The organism is Rhizobium sp. SAFR-030, from assembly GCF_059415005.1.
On sequence record NZ_JBPFDO010000003.1, the window covers coordinates 79,406 to 97,509 of the forward strand.

Consider the following 18,104-nt stretch of genomic DNA (forward strand, 5'->3'; position numbering starts at 1 on the left):
TTCGCTTGCGTGGCTATGGCTCTCACGCTAACAATTCCGCCATGACGATTTCGATGAACATTGGTAACTGGTGGTGGGCACGCTGACGCGGCCTTGACCAGTCATGTCCAACGACAGACCAAGCCGCCCGATCATCCCGAGGCGGCTTTTTTATTGCGAAGCTTCCTCCCGGACCGGGCCCGACGGATAGAGAGGCAGTACATGATCACGATCATCGAGGACGACGGTTCGGAGGTCTACGAGACCCGCGGCGGCATCAGCGTCAGCCGCAAGCGCCGGCCGGCGCCGTATGCGGAGGCCATTTCCTCCTATGTCGACAAGCTCGACGAACGGCGCGGCGCAGTGTTTTCGTCGAACTACGAGTATCCGGGCCGCTATACGCGCTGGGATACCGCCATCGTCGATCCGCCGCTCGGGCTTTCCTCGTTCGGCCGCGATGTCTGGATCGAGGCCTATAACGGCCGTGGCGAGGTGCTTCTCGACTTCATCGCCGAACGGCTGGCGCAGGAGAGCGACCTGACGCTTGGCGCGCGAACCGATCGCCGTCTGGATCTCGTCGTCAATCCTCCGACGCGCGCCTTCACCGAGGAAGAACGGTCGAAGATGCCGACGGTATTCACGGTGCTGCGCGCCGTCGTCGATCTCTTCTCTTCGGATGCGGACAGCGCCATCGGCCTGTTCGGCGCGTTTGGCTACGATCTCGCCTTCCAGTTCGATTCCATCACGCTCAGCCAGAAGCGTCCCGACGACCAGCGCGACATGGTGCTGTTCCTGCCGGACGAGATCCTGGTCGTCGACCATCATGCGGCAAAGGCCTGGATCGACCGCTACGACTTTGCCAGGGACGGCAAGACGACCGTCGGCAAGCCGCAGGACATTACGCCGGAGCCGTTCCGCACCACCGATGTGATCCCGCCGAAGGGCGATCACCGGCCGGGCGAGTACTCGGAACTGGTGGTGAAGGCCAAGGAAAGCTTCCGACGCGGCGACCTCTTCGAGGTGGTGCCCGGTCAGAAGTTCATGGAGCGTTGCGACAGCAAGCCGTCGCAGATCTCCAACCGGCTGAAGGCCATCAACCCGTCGCCCTATTCCTTCTTCATCAACCTTGGCCATCAGGAGTACCTGGTCGGCGCGTCGCCGGAAATGTTCGTGCGGGTCTCCGGCCGACGCATCGAGACATGCCCGATCTCGGGCACGATCAAGCGTGGCGAGGATGCGATCTCCGACAGCGAGCAGATACTCAAGCTGCTGAATTCGAAGAAGGACGAGAGCGAGCTGACCATGTGCTCGGACGTCGACCGCAACGACAAGTCCCGGGTCTGCGAGCCCGGTTCGGTCAAGGTCATCGGCCGCCGGCAGATCGAAATGTACTCGCGTCTCATCCACACGGTCGATCATATAGAGGGTCGATTGCGGCCGGACATGGACGCTTTCGACGCGTTTCTCAGCCACGCCTGGGCGGTGACCGTGACCGGCGCACCGAAGCTCTGGGCGATGCGCTTCATCGAGAAAAACGAGAAGAGCCCGCGCGCCTGGTATGGCGGGGCGATCGGCATGGTCGGCTTCAATGGCGACATGAACACCGGGCTGACGCTGCGCACCATCCGCATCAAGGACGGCATTGCCGAGGTGCGTGCCGGCGCGACGCTGCTCAACGACAGCGATCCGCGCGAGGAGGAGGCAGAAACCGAACTGAAGGCCTCGGCGATGATCTCGGCTATCCGCGACGCCAGATCCGGCAGCACGACGAAGCTTGCCCGCGACGTGGCGGCGGTCGGCACGGGCGTCAAGATCCTGCTGGTCGACCACGAGGACAGCTTTGTCCACACGCTTGCCAACTATTTCCGCCAGACGGGCGCGGAAGTATCGACCGTGCGGACCCCGGTGCCGGCCGAGATCTACGACCGGATCAATCCGGATCTGGTGGTCCTGTCGCCCGGGCCTGGCAGCCCGAAGGATTTCGACTGCAAGGCGACCATCAAGGCCGCCCGCGCGCGCAACCTGCCGATCTTCGGCGTCTGCCTCGGCCTCCAGGCGCTCGCCGAAGCCTATGGCGGAGAACTGCGGCATCTGGCCGTGCCGATGCACGGCAAGCCGTCGCGCATCCGGGTGCTCGAGCCCGGAACGGTGTTTGCGGGGCTGGCCAAAGAGGTGACCGTCGGCCGCTATCACTCGATATTTGCCGATCCGAAGACGCTGCCCAATGATTTCATCATCACCGCGGAGAGCGATGACGGCACGATCATGGGGATCGAACATTCGACGGAGCCGGTGGCGGCGGTGCAGTTCCACCCGGAATCGATCATGACGCTCGGCGGCGATGCCGGCATGCGGATGATCGAGAATGTCGTCGAGAACCTGGCCAGGCGGGCCCGCGAGCGGGCAGCCTGAGGCGATCCAGACGGCCGGTGCGGAGCGGCCTTTTCTCACGGAGGAGAGGTCAGCTCGGCAGGCCGATGAGCTTTTCGAAGTTTTCCCAGGTATCGTCCATGGCGTAGGGGCCAGTGAAGGGGATGTTGAGGTGTCCGAAGAGGGGTGTCAGCTCCCACTCGGCGGTTTCCTCATCTATTCCTGCGATCTGCTGGAGATACATCACGGAGGCAAGGCCCGTACGGTCGGCGCCACCCTTGCAGTGAACCAGGATCGGCCCTTCGGCTTTGCGCATCAGGTCTATCAGTTGAAAGCTTTCCTCCGGTGTCAGCGCCTTGCGCGCCGACATGGCGAAATCGACATGCGTGACGCCCTTGCTGCGTGCCACGTCGATTTCGTCGTCATACCAGCCTGCACCCGGCTTGGCGCCGCGCAGGTTGATCACCGTCCTGATGTGATGCTGATCGATGTAGTGAGCGAACTGATCACCCGTCAGCTGAGCTGAACGGTAGAACCGACCGGCCACGACCTCGTGGAAATTGCCAGTCAGTTGCAGATAGCCGAGATAGCAGCCGGAAGCTATTGTGAGGCCGAGCCCGACCAATGCTGCTCGTCCTGCTGACCTGCGCAAGTTCATGTCCGATGCCTCTGGAGGGGCGTTGAAGATGAAGAAGCTCAGCAGCGGAGCTGTGGCGGATTTATGTCCGCGGCCCTCCATCGCTCCATTTCATTCCGGGTGCCGATCGGGCGCACCATGCGGGCCGATTGGTGCGGCCGCCGCGCATCACTCCACACGTTGGCGGATGGAGAGAAGTTTCCGTCGAGGTTGCTTGGTCAGGGCTGACCGGCACGCCTCACGAGGCGGAAATGCATGTCGCTGCGGACGGTGAAGCCTATCGCCCGGTAGAGCGCGATGGCGCCGACATTGCTGCTGTAGGAATGCAGATAGACCGTATCGCCGCTTGCCGAAATCTCGCCGGCGACGAAGCGCAGCATGATCTTGCCGAGCCCCTGGCCTTGAAAATCGGGATGCGTGCAAAGGCCGCTCAGTTCGGCAAAGCCCGGCTGGCGCATGCGCTGCCCGGCCATGGCCACCAGACGTCCGTGCATGCGGATGCCCCAGAACTTTCCAAGCTGCTGGGCGCGAAGCGTGAACGGCCCGGGCTTGGTCAGCGTCGCCAGCGCCAGCATGTCCTCGGCATCGTTTTCGCCAAGCAACTCGATGCGCGCATCATCGAGCCGCTCGAAGGGGTTCTTGGCGATCATCTGCACGAGGCTGGCCTCAAGCACGGTTTCCAGCTCTGGAGGCACGATGATCGGCCGTGCTTCGACGAGCGCTAGCACCTCCGGCCCGCTGGCAAGAGATGCCAGCGCCTCGAGACTTTCAGGCGTATCATCCGCCGCTGCCGCAAACGGCACGATCGACGGCGGATAGCGCCGTGCCAGTGGCGAGCCTTCGGCGAGCGAGGCGTGAACGCTGGCAAGCGCGTTCCAGGCTGGACGGTCAAGGACATGGGTCATAGCGGTTCCTTATCTTCCGGCGTGCGGTTGATCAGCGGGCGCAGTTTCAGGCCGTCCTCAATGGCGGCGAGCTGGTCGAGAAACGTATCGCCAAATTCGGCGCAGAGATCCTGGACCGCGACCTCTACCCGGGGCCATACCACCCGCGCCGAATGGGACACGAGATTCTGGCCTGCCTTCGTCAGCGACACCTGCTTGCGTCGCTGGTCGTTGTCGCTGACGGCAACCGTCACCAGACCTGCCTGGGCCAGTTGCCCGATCGTACGGGTGGCGCCCGGTTGGGATATGCCGATGACATCGGCAAGCTCGCCGACGGTGAGGGAGCCGTTGCGGTCGAGCGCCGCAAGCAACGGATAATGAGCGGCGGGCAGATCGATGCCGTGATGCTGCATGATCGTTTGCGTGCTGGCCTGGAGCATCTCTCCGAGTCGGCGCAAACGCGTGCCGAGTGTCAGGAAACCCAACTCGCGTACGATGTCCTGAGGCATTCCGCTTGCTCCGCTGAAAATACATCAGGTGTTATATAACACGTTATGTGAAATGCAAGGGGGCGAATGCGGAACGACTTTGACAAGACCCTCCGCATCGGTCATATGACGGCCAAATCGAAACCGCCGCCGCGCACCACTGCGCCTCGGCGGTTTCGCCGTTTCAGGCCTGTTGCAAATCACTCGCATACGCATGGAAAGACGATGATCGACCCGAAAAACCTGGCTGTTCAGCGGATTGCCTTATGGGGCATTCCGCTTGCCATCTGCGTGCTCGGCCTGAAGCTGTCGGCCTGGTGGGTCACGGGTTCGGTGGCGCTGCTGTCCGACGGTCTTGAGAGCTTCGTCAACGTGACGGCAGCGGTGATGGCCTACTTCGTCATCCGCTACGCGCAGCGGCCTGCCGATGCGGACCACCAGTTCGGACATCACAAGGCGGAATATCTTTCGGCCGTCCTGGAGGGCGTGCTGATCATCATCGCCGCGCTGCTGATCGTCCGGGAAGCCTGGGACGGGCTTGTCGATCCGCGGCTTCCGGAGGCGCCGGTCCTCGGGCTCGCCATCAACGGATTTGCCGGCGTCATCAATGCCGTCTGGGCGACCGCGCTGATCCGCGTCGGTAACCGGTATCGCTCGCCAGCGCTGAAGGCCGACGGCCAGCACATCATGTCCGACGTCGTCACCTCGCTCGGCGTGCTGGTCGGGCTGGTGCTGGCGCTCATGACCGGCTACGCCATCCTCGATCCGCTGCTCGCTATCATCGTCGGCATCAACATCCTCTATCAGGGCTGGAAGGTGATCTCCCACTCGCTGGGCGGGCTGATGGACCGAGCCGTCGAGCCGGAGGAGGAGGAGGCGATCCGCCAGGCGATCAAGGAGAATGCCGAGGGCATTCTCGACGTCCACGATCTGCGGACCCGCCGCGCCGGCGCCGCAGCCTTCATCGATTTTCACCTCGTCGTGTCGTCGCGCATGACCGTCGGCGAAGCGCATGATATCTGCGACCGCCTGGAAGATGCGATCAAGAAGGCCATTCCCGGCGCATCGCTTGCAATTCATGTGGAGCCGGAGGGCGAGGACGCCCACGGTCTCAAGGTAACGGTAGAAGGTAGTCAGTCATGAGCATGACCGATGTAAGCGGGCTGTCGCAGCTCGGCAAAATGGTGGAAACTCCGGCGAGCCCGGAAACGGCTGTTCTGGAAAAGGTGCCGAACGGCAATGCCGGCACGGATTACGTTGTGCGCTTCACGGCGCCGGAATTCACGTCGCTCTGCCCGATGACGGGCCAGCCGGATTTCGCCCATATCGTCATCGACTACATTCCGGGCGACCACCTGGTCGAATCGAAGTCGCTCAAGCTTTTCCTCCACTCGTTCCGCAATCACGGCGCCTTCCACGAGGACTGCTCCGTCTATATCGCAAGGCGGCTGGTCGATCTGCTGCAGCCGAAATGGCTGAGGATCGGCGCCTACTGGTATCCGCGCGGCGGAATTCCGATCGACGTGTTCTGGCAGACCGGTGCGGCGCCCGAAGGCGTCTGGCTGCCCGACCAGGGCGTGCCGACCTATCGCGGTCGCGGCTGAGCAGAGCTGCGAGGCGACGCACCGCCGGTGGCAGTGCGTCGGTCTTAACATGTCAGGCAAAGCTGCTGTCGTCGCTGCCGTCGCTATCGCCCGCATCGTCGGTCCAGCTGTCGCCACCGGCCTCGTCAGAGGCGTTCTGCAGGTATGTGTCTTCGCGGCTTACATCAGGATCCGCATCCGGCGCCGTGCCGGCATCCGGTGCATCGCCATAGTAATTGTTGATCACCGTCTCCTCGACGGGCGCGCTGCCGAACCCTTCGCTCTGGGGCGAACCCAGCCCGAGGCCGGCCATGTGCTGGCCAAAGATGCCGCTCAGCGAATTGGCAAGCAGCATCCCGCCGGCGACCCCGGCCGCGGTGCCGAGCGCACCGGTGAGGAAGCTGCCGCCGGAGGAGGGCGACCGCATCTGTGGCGACCACGGGCCGCTTGCCTGCGGCTGCGCCGGTGGGGCATAGGCCTGCTGCGGATAAGTCGGTTGCGAAGCGGCCGGCTGTGCAGGATTGGACGCAGCCGCACTGGCACTCCAGGGACCGCCCGCCGACGGACCGGCATTGACCGGTCGTGTCTGTGGCGTGGTGGACGAACGCGGCGGCTGGCTGGAGCCGAAGATCGAACTCAGGAAGCCGCCGCGCTCGCCGGTGCTGGCGGTTGCTCCCGCTTCCAGATCCCGGATCCGGCCCTCAAGCTCGCTGATTCGGGCAGCGGCTGCTTCCAGCCCCTTCTCCTGCACGATCACCGCCTGCGCCAGATAATAGGGGGAGGCTGGTTCGCTTCGTACAGCGTCGGCGATCAGGCGTTCCGCGTCGGGATCGCGCGGGGTATTCGCCGCGGACTGGATGCGGCCGAACAGGTCGGTCAAAAGCTGGCGTTCTTCCGGTGACATGCTGATCTCCTCGGCCACGGGTGTTCAATCAACCCATAGCCCAGGAGATAGGGCCGGATCGTGTTCGCGTCATCCGGCCTTTGGTTAAATCGCGGTAAGGTGGGAGGCTTAGCCGCCGAACACCATCGACACGCCGGCCAGCGCCGTCAGCACGCCCGCGACGCGCGATACGGAGGGTGCCAACCGGGTTGCGACGATGCCGAGGCCGATGCCGGCCGCGTGGAGGAGGGCGGTCGAGATGACGAAGCCCGCGCCGTACGACAGGGCACCGGCGACACCCAATTCAGCGCCGTGCGCATGGCCGTGGAACAGCGCAAACACGGCAACGACGGCAGCGCTTGCTCCGACCGGCAGCCGAACGGCCATCGCTACGAGGAGGCCGAGACCGATGACCGAGGCAAGGATCGCCGGCTCGACGAAAGGCAGCGAAATGCCGAGGACCGCCAGCCCGAAACCGAGCGCCATGGTGCCGACGAAGGCTGCCGGCACGACAGCCAGTGCCGCTCTGTTGCCCGGACGCGTGGCGATCTGTGCGGCCCACAGGCCGACCGCCACCATGGCCAGCACGTGGTCTGCACCGAAGACCGGATGCGACAGGCCGGCCGCCAGCGATCCGTGCTCCAGCGGATCGAGATGCGCCATTGCCGGTACTGCGGCCGTGGCAAAGAGGGCGGTGGCGAGCGGTAGACGTTTCAGCATGATGTTCCCCTGATCGTAACTGCTGCCGACGGCGTCTGCTGCAGTGCTTCGGCGCAAGATTAGGCAGTGCCCAAAAATCTGTCCATCCGCAAAATGACGAAGCGTGCGGGGAGACGTGGCGCATCGGAGATCAGCCAGTGGTCGAGCTCTTGCGTCGCAGCACGGCGCATCAGTCCGGTTGGCCAGCCGTTCACCTTACCGGCAGCTTGCTGCGCCATCTTGCGTCTTTGGCGCATTGTTTTGTGCGACCGAACGCATTATGTCCGGGGTAAGGACATCCTAGTTTGGAGACTGCGCAATGCTCGACGAGAATGAAGACGACAAGACGAAGGAATTGCCGCTCGGCAAGGAAACGGAGGCGAATCTTTTCAAGTCGCGTTCGATCTTCATCTACGGCGGAATCACCATGGAGCTGGCGCAGAAGGTCTGCACCCAGCTGGTGGCGCTGGCCGCGGCCAGCGACGACGACATCCGCCTCTACGTGAATTCGCCCGGCGGCCACGTCGAATCCGGCGATTCGATCCACGACATGATCAAGTTCATCAAGCCGAAGGTGTGGATCATCGGCACCGGCTGGGTCGCCTCCGCCGGCGCTCTGATCTACGTTTCGGTGCCGAAGGAGCGTCGCCTCTGCCTGCCGAACACCCGCTTCCTGCTGCACCAACCCTCGGGCGGCACGCGCGGCATGGCATCCGATATCGAGATCCAGGCGCGCGAAATCATCAAGATGAACCAGCGGCTGATCAAGATCTTCGCTAAGGCAACCGGCCAGACCGAAGAGAAGATCGCCAAGGATATCGATCGCGACTACTGGCTTTCGGCAGAAGACGCCGTGCAGTACGGCCTGGCATCTAAGGTCATCGAAAGCGTCGCCGAGATCGGCTGAGCCGCTCGTTCGCCTTCGCTCGACTAAAAAGACCCGCCGGTTCTGCCGGCGGGTCTTTTCGTTCAGGCTCCGGCGAGCAGTCTTATGGCGATCGCCGTCATCACCAGCGCGATGGCCGCATCAAGGATGCGCCCGGCGGACGGACGCGCGAACAGCGGCCTCAGCCATCTGGCGCCATAGCCGAGCGAGAAGAAGAAAACGAACGAGGCGGTGATGGCGCCGCTTGCAAACACCACCTGGCTGCCGGCAAACTGGGTGGAGATCGTGCCGAGCAGGACGACGGTATCCAGATAGACATGCGGGTTGAGCCAGGTGAGCGCCAGACAGGTGACAAGCGTGCGGGCAAGCGTTCCGCCCTCGGCGCCATCGGCCACCAGTCCGTCTCCGGGTGCAAAGGCGGAACGAAGGCTGCGGATGGCATACCAGATCAGGAAGGCCGCCCCGGCAATCCGCATGACCGGATCGAGCCAGGGGAGAATGCGGGCGATGCCGGCGAAGCTGGTGACACCGATGGCGATCAGGATTGCATCGGAGACGGCGCAGGCAAGGCAGACTGCCAGCACGTGGGACCCGCGCAGACCCTGGCGCAGCACGAAGGCGTTCTGCGCGCCGATCGCCACGATCAGGCCCAGCCCCATGCCGAAGCCGGTGATGAAAACCGAAAAATCCATTGCCGCTGATGCCTCCGATCGATCTGCGCTCTCGATAGAAGGCGACCGGCATCGAGGCCAACGAATTCTGCTAATGCCGATGAAGCGAGATTGACGATGCTGGATTATCCTGCCCTGCGGGCGGTGGCGATGGTGGTCGAAACGGGGAGTTTCGAGAAGGCGGCAGCGGCCCTCCGCATCACCCCGTCGGCAGTCTCGCAGCGCGTCAAGCAGTTGGAGGAGCGGCTGGGAACGGTGCTGATCGTGCGTGGAAATCCGTGCGTCGCGACGAGCAAAGGCGCCTGGCTCTGCCGTCACATGGAGCATGTCGGGCTTCTCGAACAGGAGCTGCTGGCGCAACTGCCGACGCTGTCGGGCGGCGATGCGCCTCTGTCACGAGTAACGCTGCATCTGGCGACGAATGCCGACAGTCTCGGCACCTGGTTCCTGGCTGCGGTCAACCGCTTTGCCAGCGCCTCTGGTTGCCTGCTGAAGATCGAGGTGGACGATCAGGACCATACGGCCGAATGGCTGCAGGGCGGTCATGTGCTGGCGGCGGTGACCGGCGACGGACGGCCGGTGCGGGGCTGCCGGATGACGCCACTCGGCAGCCTGCGCTATATGGCAACCGCCAGTCCCGAATTCATCGCGCGCCATTTTGACGATGGCGTGACGCCGGAGGCTCTTGCCCATGCGCCGTCGCTAACCTTCAACCAGAAGGACGGGCTGCAGCAGCGCTGGGTGCAGCAGGTCTTTGGCCGGACGATCAGCCCGCCGACCCACTGGCTGCCCTCGACGCAAGGGTTTGTCGAGGCGTCGCTCGGCGGGCTCGGCTGGGGAATGAACCCGATCCAGCTGGTGCGTGATCATCTGAAGAGCGGCGCGCTGGTGGAACTGGTGGCGGAGACGCCGCTCGACGTGCCGCTGTTCTGGCAGGTCAACCGGCTGGCAGCCGATCCACTGGCGGACCTGACGCGCGAGATCGTGGCAGCGGCCCGCCGCGCGCTGGAGCTTTGATCGCCACGCCGACGGGGTTGCCGTCAGCGCACCACCGGTTCGCCGTGATAGCGGCGACGCGACGGTTTCGAGACGCCGAAGCCGACCTCCATCATCAGCCGCGGCCTGGACTTCGCCAGCGTCCCCATGTGGAAGCCGAACGGATCTTCGACGAAACCGAAGCCGGCCTTGCCGGTCAGCGTCTCGGCATTCTCCGGCCCGTAATATTCCAGCACCTCTTCCGAGGGATGGCCGACGAGCAGGGTCAACTGATGCTTGAGCCGCCGCTTGCGATGGCTGCCGCGCACGAAGACATGCGGACCGGCCTGATCGTCGACGTCCGACAGGTAGAAGAAGAATTTCAGCATCCGCCAGTCGTCGAGATCGAAGTGGAACTTGAACGAGGCGCGGTTCAGATCATCCTCGGATGCCGACTTAGTCGGAAACGTCCACCAGGTGCGCGTGGTGATGAGCTTGGCCTCGCCACCGAGATAGTGCTGGGCGATGGCGAGCAGCAGCGGATCGTCCTGGACCGCGACCGCCGCCTTGCACTGCATGACCCGTTCGAAATGATGGCCGCTGAGGATGGGGCGGCCGAACTGCGCCTCTGCCTGCGCATGGTCACGGGCGCGAAATTCAAGGCTGCGGTCGAAATTGCCGAAGCAGGGCGTCCTTTCGGCGAAATCGGAGATTTCCTGGTGGATGTCTGCGGGAAGCTCGAGGCCGGTGAAGATGCCGTCCCGGCGCAGCGCCTCGGCAACCTTCTCCGCCTGCAGAGGGCCGAACATCGAGGTGCCGGGTGGCGTCGGCGGTGCCCGCCTGGCGGTCAGCCAATGGGCGCGGCGAAACGGCATCGTCCGGCCGAGTACGAACATCGGCAGCCATGCCGGGTTTTCCCTGAGATCGGTCAGATAGGTCGGAACGCGCGCCGCCATGCGCCTGAACGTGCCGCCACTGCGGGCGATCGTCTCCAGGTCCGTCTTCGGCTTGCGCGGTTGAGTGGGTTTGGAAGGTCCGGGCTGAGAGGTGCCAAGCATCTGCTATCCTCGTTCTTTCCATGGCCATGCCATGCTCTGATCGACCCGCATCCCCATACGTATATTAGTCCAGCAGAGCGCATACCGCAATGCAGCATTGAAATGTGATTTACATTCGGTTTCGCGGCAGACAGCAAGCTGTGGCGAAATGGCACGCGCGATCGCTGGCGTTTGCCACATGCCGGTGGGAGGTCGTAGCTTCCGGAACTGTCGCCTTCCCACGTTAGACGCCTCCCGCAGGTGACGGGTTTCAACTTGCCTCCCAATGAAAAACCCCGCCGGAGTGCTCCGGCGGGGTCTTGTCTGTCACCCGGTGGTGAGGATCAGAACTGGACGGGGCGGTCGCCGTCCTCGTCCTTGATGCGGGTCGGAAGACCGATGCGGTTGAGGAGGTTGATGAACGGCTTGGGCGGCAGTTCCTCGACGTTCGCCATCTTCTTCACGTCCCACTCGCCGGTGGCGATGAGCATCGCGGCGGCGACCGGCGGCACGCCGGCGGTGAACGAGATGCCCTGGCTGCCGACCTCGTTATAGGCTTCCTTGTGATCGGCGACGTTGTAGAGGAAGACGGTCTTTTCCTTGCCGTCCTTGAAGCCCTTCACATAGTCGCCGATGCAGGTCTTGCCCTCGTATTCCGGTGCCAGCGACGACGGGTCGGGCAGGCAGGCCTTGACGACCTTCAGCGGCACCACCTCGGATCCGTCGGCGAGCTTCACCGGCTGTTCGGAGAGAAGGCCGATCGACTTCAGCACCGTAAAGACGTTGATGTAGTGGTCGCCAAAGCCCATCCAGAAGCGGACGTCGGCGCCGTCCATGTTCTTTGCCAGCGAATGTACCTCGTCATGGCCACAGAGATAGGCGCGGCGGGTGCCGACCACCGGCAGGTCATAGTCCTTGCCGATCTCGAACATCTTGTTGACCTGCCATTCGCCGCCCTGCCACGAATACACGACGCCAGTGAACTCACGAAAATTGATTTCCGGGTCGAAGTTGGTGGCGAAATACCTGCCGTGGCTGCCGGCATTGATGTCGACGATATCGACGTCCGTCACCTTGTCGAGATACTCGTCCTTGGCAAGCCGCGCATAGGCATTGACGACGCCCGGATCGAAGCCGGCGCCGAGGATGGCAGTGATGCCCTTTTCCTCGCACTCGGCAGCCCGCTTCCACTCATAGTTTCCGTACCACGGCGGCGTTTCGCAGATCTTGTTCGGCTCTTCATGAATGGCGGTGTCGATGTAGGCGACGCCGGTATCGATGCAGGCCCGAAGGACCGACATGTTGAGGAAGGCGGTGCCGACATTGATGACGATCTCGACGCCGAGCTTGCGGATGAGCGCCTTGGTCGCCTCGATGTCGAGCGCGTCCAGCGCGTGCGCCTCAAGGACGCCGTCCTGCTTCATCGCCTTCTTTTCGTGGACGGAGGCGATGATCTTGTCGCACTTCGCCTTGGTGCGCGAGGCGATATGGATTTCGCCCAGGACGTCGTTGTTCTGGGCGCACTTATGCGCAACGACCTGGGCGACGCCACCGGCGCCGATGATGAGCACGTTCTTCTTCATGATGCGGACCAAACTCCTTCGTGTCCAATCGTCAGAAGCCTCTCAGGAGAGGCTTTGTTCGTAGTCCGTGTAGTCGAACTCGCGGACCGTCCTGATGCTGCCATCCAATTCGCGGATGGCGATTGACGGCATTTTCACGCCGTTAAACCAGTTTTTCTTGACCATCGTGTAACCGGCAGCGTCCTGGATCGAAATCCGGTCGCCGACCTTCAGTTCATGGTCGAAATTGAATTCGCCGAACACATCGCCGGCCAGGCACGACTTGCCACAGACCATGTAGCGATGCGGGCCGTCGCTCGGCGGCAGCTTGGCGTTCTCCCGGTAGATCAGCAGGTCGAGCATGTGTGCCTCGATCGAGCTGTCGACGACGGCGAGGTTCTTGCCGTTGTAGAGCGTGTCGAGCACCGAGACTTCGAGCGTCGTGGATTTGGTGATCGAAGCCTCGCCGGGCTCGAGATAGACCTGCACGCCGAACTCGCCGGCAAACCGCTTCAGGCGCTCCGCCAGCTTCTCCAGGGGATAGTCGTCGCCGGTGAAGTGGATGCCGCCGCCAAGGCTCACCCATTCGGCACGCTTGAGAAGAGGTGCAAACTTTTCCTCGATCTCGCCGAGCATGCGGTCGAACAGCTCGAAATCGGAATTTTCGCAATTGTTGTGGATCATGAAGCCGGAGATCATCTCCATCACCGGCTCGACCTTTTTCACATCCCATTCGCCCAATCGCGAGAAGGGCCGGGCAGGGTCAGCAAGATCAAAGCTCGAGGACGAGACGCCGGGATTGAGGCGCAGGCCGCGGGTGATGCCTGACGCCTTGTCGGCAAACCGGGTCAGCTGGCCGATCGAATTGAAGATGATCTTGTCGGCATGAGATACCACGTCGTCGATCTCGTAATCGGCATAGGCGACGGAGTAGGCATGCGTTTCCTTGCCGAAACGTTCGTGCCCGAGGCGCACCTCATTGAGCGACGACGACGTCGTGCCATCCATGTAATCGCGCATAAGGTCGAAGACCGACCAGGTGGCAAAGCACTTCAGGGCCAGCAGGGCCTTGGCACCGGAAAGCTCCCGAAGCCGGGCGATCTTCTCCATGTTCTGAAGGAGCTTCGACTTGTCGATCAGGTAATAGGGCGTTTCCATTCGAAACCGTTTCCTTCCCGCAGGGACAATGCAAGGACGTCAGACAGGGCAGGAGCGTCAGACAGGGCAAGCGCGCCAGATAGGCAATAGGGGGCCGGAACGCAAGTGGGAGCGGGGGATATGCCCCGGTTGTCGGCGGCAAACGATTGCCCGGCGCCTCAGCGTTGTCACTCAGTCAGGCGGTCCGGCATCCGCGGGTGACGGATCTGCTTCAGGCAGGGCTTGCAACCCAACATTCTTTTTGATCTTCAGGTTCCACCCGTCCGCCGCTGAAGAGACCCACAGATGCTGAAAGATTTCTCGCTCCAGGCCATGATCATGGGTCTGCTGACGGCGTTCGTCGGCTTCGTCAGCTCTTTTGCGGTCATCATGCAGGGTCTGACGGCGGTCGGTGCGGAGCCTGGCGAAGTGGCGTCAGCACTGCTCGCCCTGTCGCTGCTGATGGGGCTGCTCGGCATCCTCCTGCCGATCTGGAAGCGGATGCCGATCAGCATTGCCTGGTCGACCCCCGGCGCGGCGCTGCTGACGAGCGTCGGCATCATCGAGGGCGGTTTTCCGGCAGCTGTCGGCGCCTTCGTCATGACCGGAGCGCTGATCGTGCTCTCGGGTCTGTTTTCGCCGCTCGGCCGGGCGATCCGCATGATCCCGGCGCCGCTCGCCAATGCGATGCTTGCCGGCATCCTGGTCAACCTCTGCCTGGCGCCGGTCAAGGCCGTGTCGTTCAACCCGTGGCTCGGCCTGCCGATCGTCATCACCTGGATCCTGGTTTTCGTCTGGAAGCGGATCTGGGCAGTGCCGGCCGCACTGGCGGCCTTCGTCGTGGTGCTGGTTCTCGGCGTCGACCTGCCGCCGGACGTGCTGTCGGAACTCGGCCGCTCCATCCATCCGGAACTGATCTTCGTTCCGCCGCACTTCACATGGCACGGTTTCGTGTCGGTGGCGTTGCCGCTGTTCATCGTCACCATGGCCTCGCAGAACATCCCGGGCATCGCCATCCTCAAGGCGAACGGTTTTGAGCCGCCGGCCAACACGCTGTTTTCGCTGACCGGCCTCTGTTCCCTCATTGCCGCGGTGTTTGGTGCCGTGCCGGTCAATCTGGCAGCGGTGACGGCTGCAATGTGCGCCAGCGAGGAGGCGCACCCCGATCCGCAGCGCCGCTACTGGTCAGCACTGATCGGTGGCGTCGGCTATATCCTTCTCGGACTGCTGTCGTCGGCAATCATCGCCTTCGTCGCGCTGTCGCCGCCGATCCTGCTGCAGGCAGTTGCGGGCCTGGCGCTCGTCGGGGCATTTTCAGGCTCGGCGCAGGCGGCCTTCCGCGACGCAGAGAGCCGCGAGGCGGCGGCGGTGACGTTCCTGGTCACGGCCTCCGGCGTGGCATTCGCGGGCATCTCCGGCGCCTTCTGGGGACTGATCGCCGGCGCGGCGATTCTCAGCCTCAAGCGAGTGGTATCCCAGGGGTGAAGGGCTCGCTCTTCTGGCGGCTTCGTGATCTGATGCGGAATGCAGTTCGAGTTCGATCCCGCCAAGAGCACGGCCAACAAGGAGAAGCACGGAATTGATTTCGTGGAAGCTCAGGCTTTGTGGCGCGACGTAAACAGCATCTCGACGCCGGGGCGCTCGCAAGACGAAGCACGCTATGGTATCATCGGGATAATTGGCGGGAAGCACTGGGTTGGCTATTTCACCATCAGGGGCCGCTACATTCGCATCATTTCCGTGCGGAGGGCGCGGGACGCGGAGAGGAAGCACTATGAAGACAATAACCGCCGCTGAATTTGATCGAAAATTCGATGATGGCGAAGATGTCAGTGAATACTTCGACTGGGCGAATGCGCGCCGCGTCAACTGGGAGCACGAACTGGTCGAACTGGAGCTTCCCAAGGAAGAGTTGGCGGAGTTGGATGCCGAAGTCGCGCGTCTCGGAACGAGCAGGGAACGCCTCGTCACGAAATGGGTGCGCGAGCGGCTCCAAGGCAAGTTCGCCGCCGAATAACCGGCTTGCACGACGAGCCGACGCAGGTTATCACTTTCACCATGAAGATTTCGGGCGAGATCATTTCTGCTTCATACGCCGCGGGCCACATGGCTGACCGCGCGTCTTCGTTCGCCCTGAACTCGCTTCTTCTCCTCGGCCTTATCCGCGGTTGCCGGGTCCGTTGAGGAGCGCCCGGCGGCCGACACAGCCCGCCGGCTAGAGCTCCTCGCACAAAAATCCCACAATGTGACCGAAAGCCTCGGATGAGGCCTTGATCCGCGCACGCGCAGCTTTAACAGCCTCAGGCTACAAGCGCCGGCGCTGGACGCGAAGGAGACGAAGACATGGACGCGAAGACATCTGCAGCATCGCAGACCGCCACCGGCCCGAAGGGCATGCCAGACGCATCCCGCAAGTACCGCGCCTACCCGCAGATCCAGATCCCCGACCGCACCTGGCCCTCTAAGGTGATCGACAAGGCGCCGATCTGGTGCTCGGTCGACCTGCGCGACGGCAACCAGTCGCTGATCAACCCGATGGGCCATGACCGCAAGGCGCGCATGTTCAAGCTGCTGCTCGACATGGGCTTCAAGGAAATCGAGATCGGCTTCCCGTCCGCCTCGCAGACTGACTTCGACTTTGCCCGCTGGTGCGTGGAAGAGGGCGGCGTGCCGGAAGACGTGTCGCTGCAGGTGCTGGTGCAGTGCCGGCCGGAACTGATCACCCGCACGTTCGAGGCGCTGGAAGGCGCCCACAAGCCGATCATCCACTTCTACAATTCAACGTCCGAACTGCAGCGCCGGGTGGTGTTTGCCAAGGACGTGCCGGGCATCAGGCAGATCGCCGTGGATGCGGCCAAGATGATCATCGACATGGCCGAAAAGGCCGGCGGTGGCTACCGCTTCGAATATTCGCCGGAAAGCTTTACCGGCACCGAGCTGGAGGTGGCGCTGGACATCTGCAACGCGGTGATCGCCGAAATCAAACCGACGGCCGACAACAAGCTGATCCTCAACCTGCCGTCGACGGTCGAAATGGCAACACCCAACATCTATGCCGACCAGATCGAGTGGATGTGCCGCAACCTCGACAACCGCGAAAACATCATCGTCTCGCTGCATCCTCACAACGACCGGGGCACCGGGATCGCCGCCACCGAACTGGGTTTGATGGCGGGTGCCGATCGCGTCGAGGGCACGCTGTTCGGCAATGGCGAGCGCACCGGCAATGTCGACGTCGTGACCTTGGCGCTCAACATGTTCACGCAAGGCATCGATCCCGAGCTGGACTGCACCGATATCGAGCGGATCAAGGCGGTCTACGAGTACTCCAACGAGATGGTCATTCCCGAGCGCCACCCTTACGTCGGCGAACTCGTCTATACCGCCTTCTCCGGTTCGCACCAGGATGCCATCAACAAGGGCATGAAGGCGATCAAGACCGCCAACTCGCCGGTATGGGAAGTGCCCTACCTGCCGATCGATCCGCAGGATGTCGGCCGGACCTACGAGGCGATCATCCGCATCAATTCGCAGTCCGGCAAGGGCGGCATCGCCTACATTTTGAGCCAGGATTACGGCATCAACCTGCCGCGCAACCTCCAAGTTGAGTTCCGCGAGGAGATCCAGCGGATCACCGATGAGGAGGGCAAGGAGCTTCCGGCCAAGCGCATCCATGAGAGCTTCATGCAGCGTTATGTGGAGCAGCCGGATGCACGGCTGAAGTTTATTGACCACCACACCTATCCGGCTGGCCTCGACCAGAAGGGGATCCGCATCGTCGCCGCCGAAATCAGTGACAAAGGTGAAGTGAAGCGGATCGAGGGCAAGGGTACAGGTCCGATCGACGGTTTCGTCAACGCGCTGTCCAGCTACCTCGGCATCGACCTCTCCGTCGCCGACTATTCCGAGCATTCGCTCCAGCACGGCTCGAATGCCTCGGCCATCGCCTATGTGGAGATGGAGCACGCCGGAGGAAAACTGTTCGGCGCCGGGGTCAACCAGAACATCGTCACCGCTTCGCTGGAGGCGATCGTCTCGGCCGCAAACCGGGTGCTGGAGGCCCGCTGAGCCGAAACAGAAAACGCCTGCAAGGGGAGCGTCGGCGGACCTCGGTCCCGTCCGCTCCCCGGCTACCGCACTCAGAGCGTCTACTGCCATCTGGATCTCGAACCTCCAGATGGTAGCCAGCTGCGAGACAACAGGATCGGGGCCGCAACTCCAATTTCTTGTGGTGGAAAAGTTTTAGTCTAATTTTAGATAACGGTAAATCTCGTGGCGGTTGTATTGCGCTGCTGCAGTTCGCGAGAGGGCCT

The 18,104-nt window shown here is 62.9% G+C and carries 18 protein-coding genes; 9 read left to right on the forward strand and 9 right to left on the reverse strand.

Annotated features, from left to right (window positions below; genetic code table 11):
• The first annotated feature begins 201 nt into the window (after positions 1-201).
• Positions 202-2,391, forward strand: coding sequence for an anthranilate synthase (locus ACR65N_RS09915; RefSeq protein WP_440456869.1), 2,190 nt, complete (start codon positions 202-204; stop codon positions 2,389-2,391).
• Positions 2,392-2,440: 49 nt separating this feature from the next.
• Here ACR65N_RS09915 and ACR65N_RS09920 read toward each other — a convergent pair whose 3' ends face one another.
• From ACR65N_RS09920 to ACR65N_RS09930, 3 genes are all read right to left on the reverse strand, one after another.
• Entirely contained in the window at positions 2,441-3,007 is a 567-nt protein-coding gene (locus ACR65N_RS09920; RefSeq protein ID WP_440456870.1) for a tyrosine-protein phosphatase, read from the reverse strand.
• 197 nt (positions 3,008-3,204) lie between these two features.
• Complete coding sequence (locus tag ACR65N_RS09925) at positions 3,205-3,891, reverse strand: GNAT family N-acetyltransferase (protein WP_440456871.1); 687 nt, start codon at positions 3,889-3,891, stop codon at positions 3,205-3,207.
• Positions 3,888-4,379 (reverse strand): MarR family winged helix-turn-helix transcriptional regulator, encoded by a 492-nt coding sequence (locus ACR65N_RS09930; RefSeq protein WP_440456872.1) that lies wholly within the window; start codon positions 4,377-4,379, stop codon positions 3,888-3,890. The genes ACR65N_RS09925 and ACR65N_RS09930 overlap by 4 nt, the downstream gene beginning before the upstream one ends.
• A gap of 204 nt (positions 4,380-4,583) precedes the next feature.
• Here ACR65N_RS09930 and ACR65N_RS09935 point away from each other — a divergent pair, with 204 nt between their 5' ends.
• Positions 4,584-5,501, forward strand: a complete 918-nt coding sequence (locus tag ACR65N_RS09935; RefSeq protein WP_440456873.1) for a cation diffusion facilitator family transporter — start codon at positions 4,584-4,586, stop codon at positions 5,499-5,501.
• The gene (gene queF / locus ACR65N_RS09940) at positions 5,498-5,962 is read left to right on the forward strand and encodes a preQ(1) synthase (protein WP_440456874.1); all 465 of its coding nucleotides are present in this window, start codon (positions 5,498-5,500) and stop codon (positions 5,960-5,962) included. The genes ACR65N_RS09935 and queF overlap by 4 nt, the downstream gene beginning before the upstream one ends.
• 52 nt (positions 5,963-6,014) lie before the next feature.
• Here the strand turns inward: queF and ACR65N_RS09945 are convergent, their stop codons facing one another.
• Both ACR65N_RS09945 and ACR65N_RS09950 read right to left on the reverse strand, forming a co-directional pair.
• The gene (locus ACR65N_RS09945) at positions 6,015-6,845 is read right to left on the reverse strand and encodes a DUF2076 domain-containing protein (protein WP_440456875.1); all 831 of its coding nucleotides are present in this window, start codon (positions 6,843-6,845) and stop codon (positions 6,015-6,017) included.
• A gap of 108 nt (positions 6,846-6,953) precedes the next feature.
• Positions 6,954-7,544: a HupE/UreJ family protein gene (locus ACR65N_RS09950; protein ID WP_440456876.1), complete on the reverse strand. Its 591-nt coding sequence runs from the start codon at positions 7,542-7,544 to the stop codon at positions 6,954-6,956.
• A 298-nt stretch (positions 7,545-7,842) separates the two neighbouring features.
• Between ACR65N_RS09950 and ACR65N_RS09955 the strand changes: the two genes are divergently transcribed.
• On the forward strand, positions 7,843-8,430 hold the full coding sequence (locus ACR65N_RS09955) for an ATP-dependent Clp protease proteolytic subunit (RefSeq protein WP_430304214.1): 588 nt from the start codon (positions 7,843-7,845) through the stop codon (positions 8,428-8,430).
• Between the two features lie 62 nt (positions 8,431-8,492).
• On the opposite strand, the gene ACR65N_RS09960 is transcribed toward ACR65N_RS09955, so the two are convergent.
• Positions 8,493-9,101: a LysE/ArgO family amino acid transporter gene (locus tag ACR65N_RS09960; RefSeq protein WP_440456877.1), complete on the reverse strand. Its 609-nt coding sequence runs from the start codon at positions 9,099-9,101 to the stop codon at positions 8,493-8,495.
• A gap of 96 nt (positions 9,102-9,197) precedes the next feature.
• On the opposite strand from ACR65N_RS09960, the gene ACR65N_RS09965 reads away from it, so the two are divergent.
• The gene (locus tag ACR65N_RS09965; protein WP_440456878.1) at positions 9,198-10,097 is read left to right on the forward strand and encodes a LysR family transcriptional regulator ArgP; all 900 of its coding nucleotides are present in this window, start codon (positions 9,198-9,200) and stop codon (positions 10,095-10,097) included.
• 23 nt (positions 10,098-10,120) lie between these two features.
• Here the strand turns inward: ACR65N_RS09965 and ACR65N_RS09970 are convergent, their stop codons facing one another.
• The 3 genes from ACR65N_RS09970 to ACR65N_RS09980 form a co-directional block, all read right to left on the reverse strand.
• A complete protein-coding gene (locus ACR65N_RS09970) occupies positions 10,121-11,113 on the reverse strand; it encodes a phytanoyl-CoA dioxygenase family protein (RefSeq protein ID WP_440456879.1) in 993 nt (330 codons plus the stop codon).
• 323 nt (positions 11,114-11,436) lie between these two features.
• Complete coding sequence (locus tag ACR65N_RS09975; protein WP_440456880.1) at positions 11,437-12,675, reverse strand: saccharopine dehydrogenase family protein; 1,239 nt, start codon at positions 12,673-12,675, stop codon at positions 11,437-11,439.
• A 42-nt stretch (positions 12,676-12,717) separates the two neighbouring features.
• Positions 12,718-13,812, reverse strand: coding sequence for a carboxynorspermidine decarboxylase (locus tag ACR65N_RS09980; RefSeq protein ID WP_440456881.1), 1,095 nt, complete (start codon positions 13,810-13,812; stop codon positions 12,718-12,720).
• Positions 13,813-14,097: 285 nt separating this feature from the next.
• Here ACR65N_RS09980 and ACR65N_RS09985 point away from each other — a divergent pair, with 285 nt between their 5' ends.
• From ACR65N_RS09985 to leuA, 4 genes are all read left to right on the forward strand, one after another.
• Entirely contained in the window at positions 14,098-15,276 is a 1,179-nt protein-coding gene (locus ACR65N_RS09985; protein WP_440456882.1) for a benzoate/H(+) symporter BenE family transporter, read from the forward strand.
• A gap of 39 nt (positions 15,277-15,315) precedes the next feature.
• Positions 15,316-15,588 carry a BrnT family toxin gene (locus tag ACR65N_RS09990; protein ID WP_440456883.1) on the forward strand — a complete coding sequence of 91 codons (273 nt, stop codon included), beginning with the start codon at positions 15,316-15,318 and terminating at the stop codon, positions 15,586-15,588.
• Positions 15,566-15,808 (forward strand): type II toxin-antitoxin system BrnA family antitoxin, encoded by a 243-nt coding sequence (brnA, locus tag ACR65N_RS09995; protein ID WP_440456884.1) that lies wholly within the window; start codon positions 15,566-15,568, stop codon positions 15,806-15,808. Before ACR65N_RS09990 ends, brnA begins: the two co-directional genes overlap by 23 nt.
• 326 nt (positions 15,809-16,134) lie before the next feature.
• Complete coding sequence (gene leuA / locus ACR65N_RS10000; RefSeq protein WP_440456885.1) at positions 16,135-17,859, forward strand: 2-isopropylmalate synthase; 1,725 nt, start codon at positions 16,135-16,137, stop codon at positions 17,857-17,859.
• Positions 17,860-18,104 lie beyond the last annotated feature (245 nt).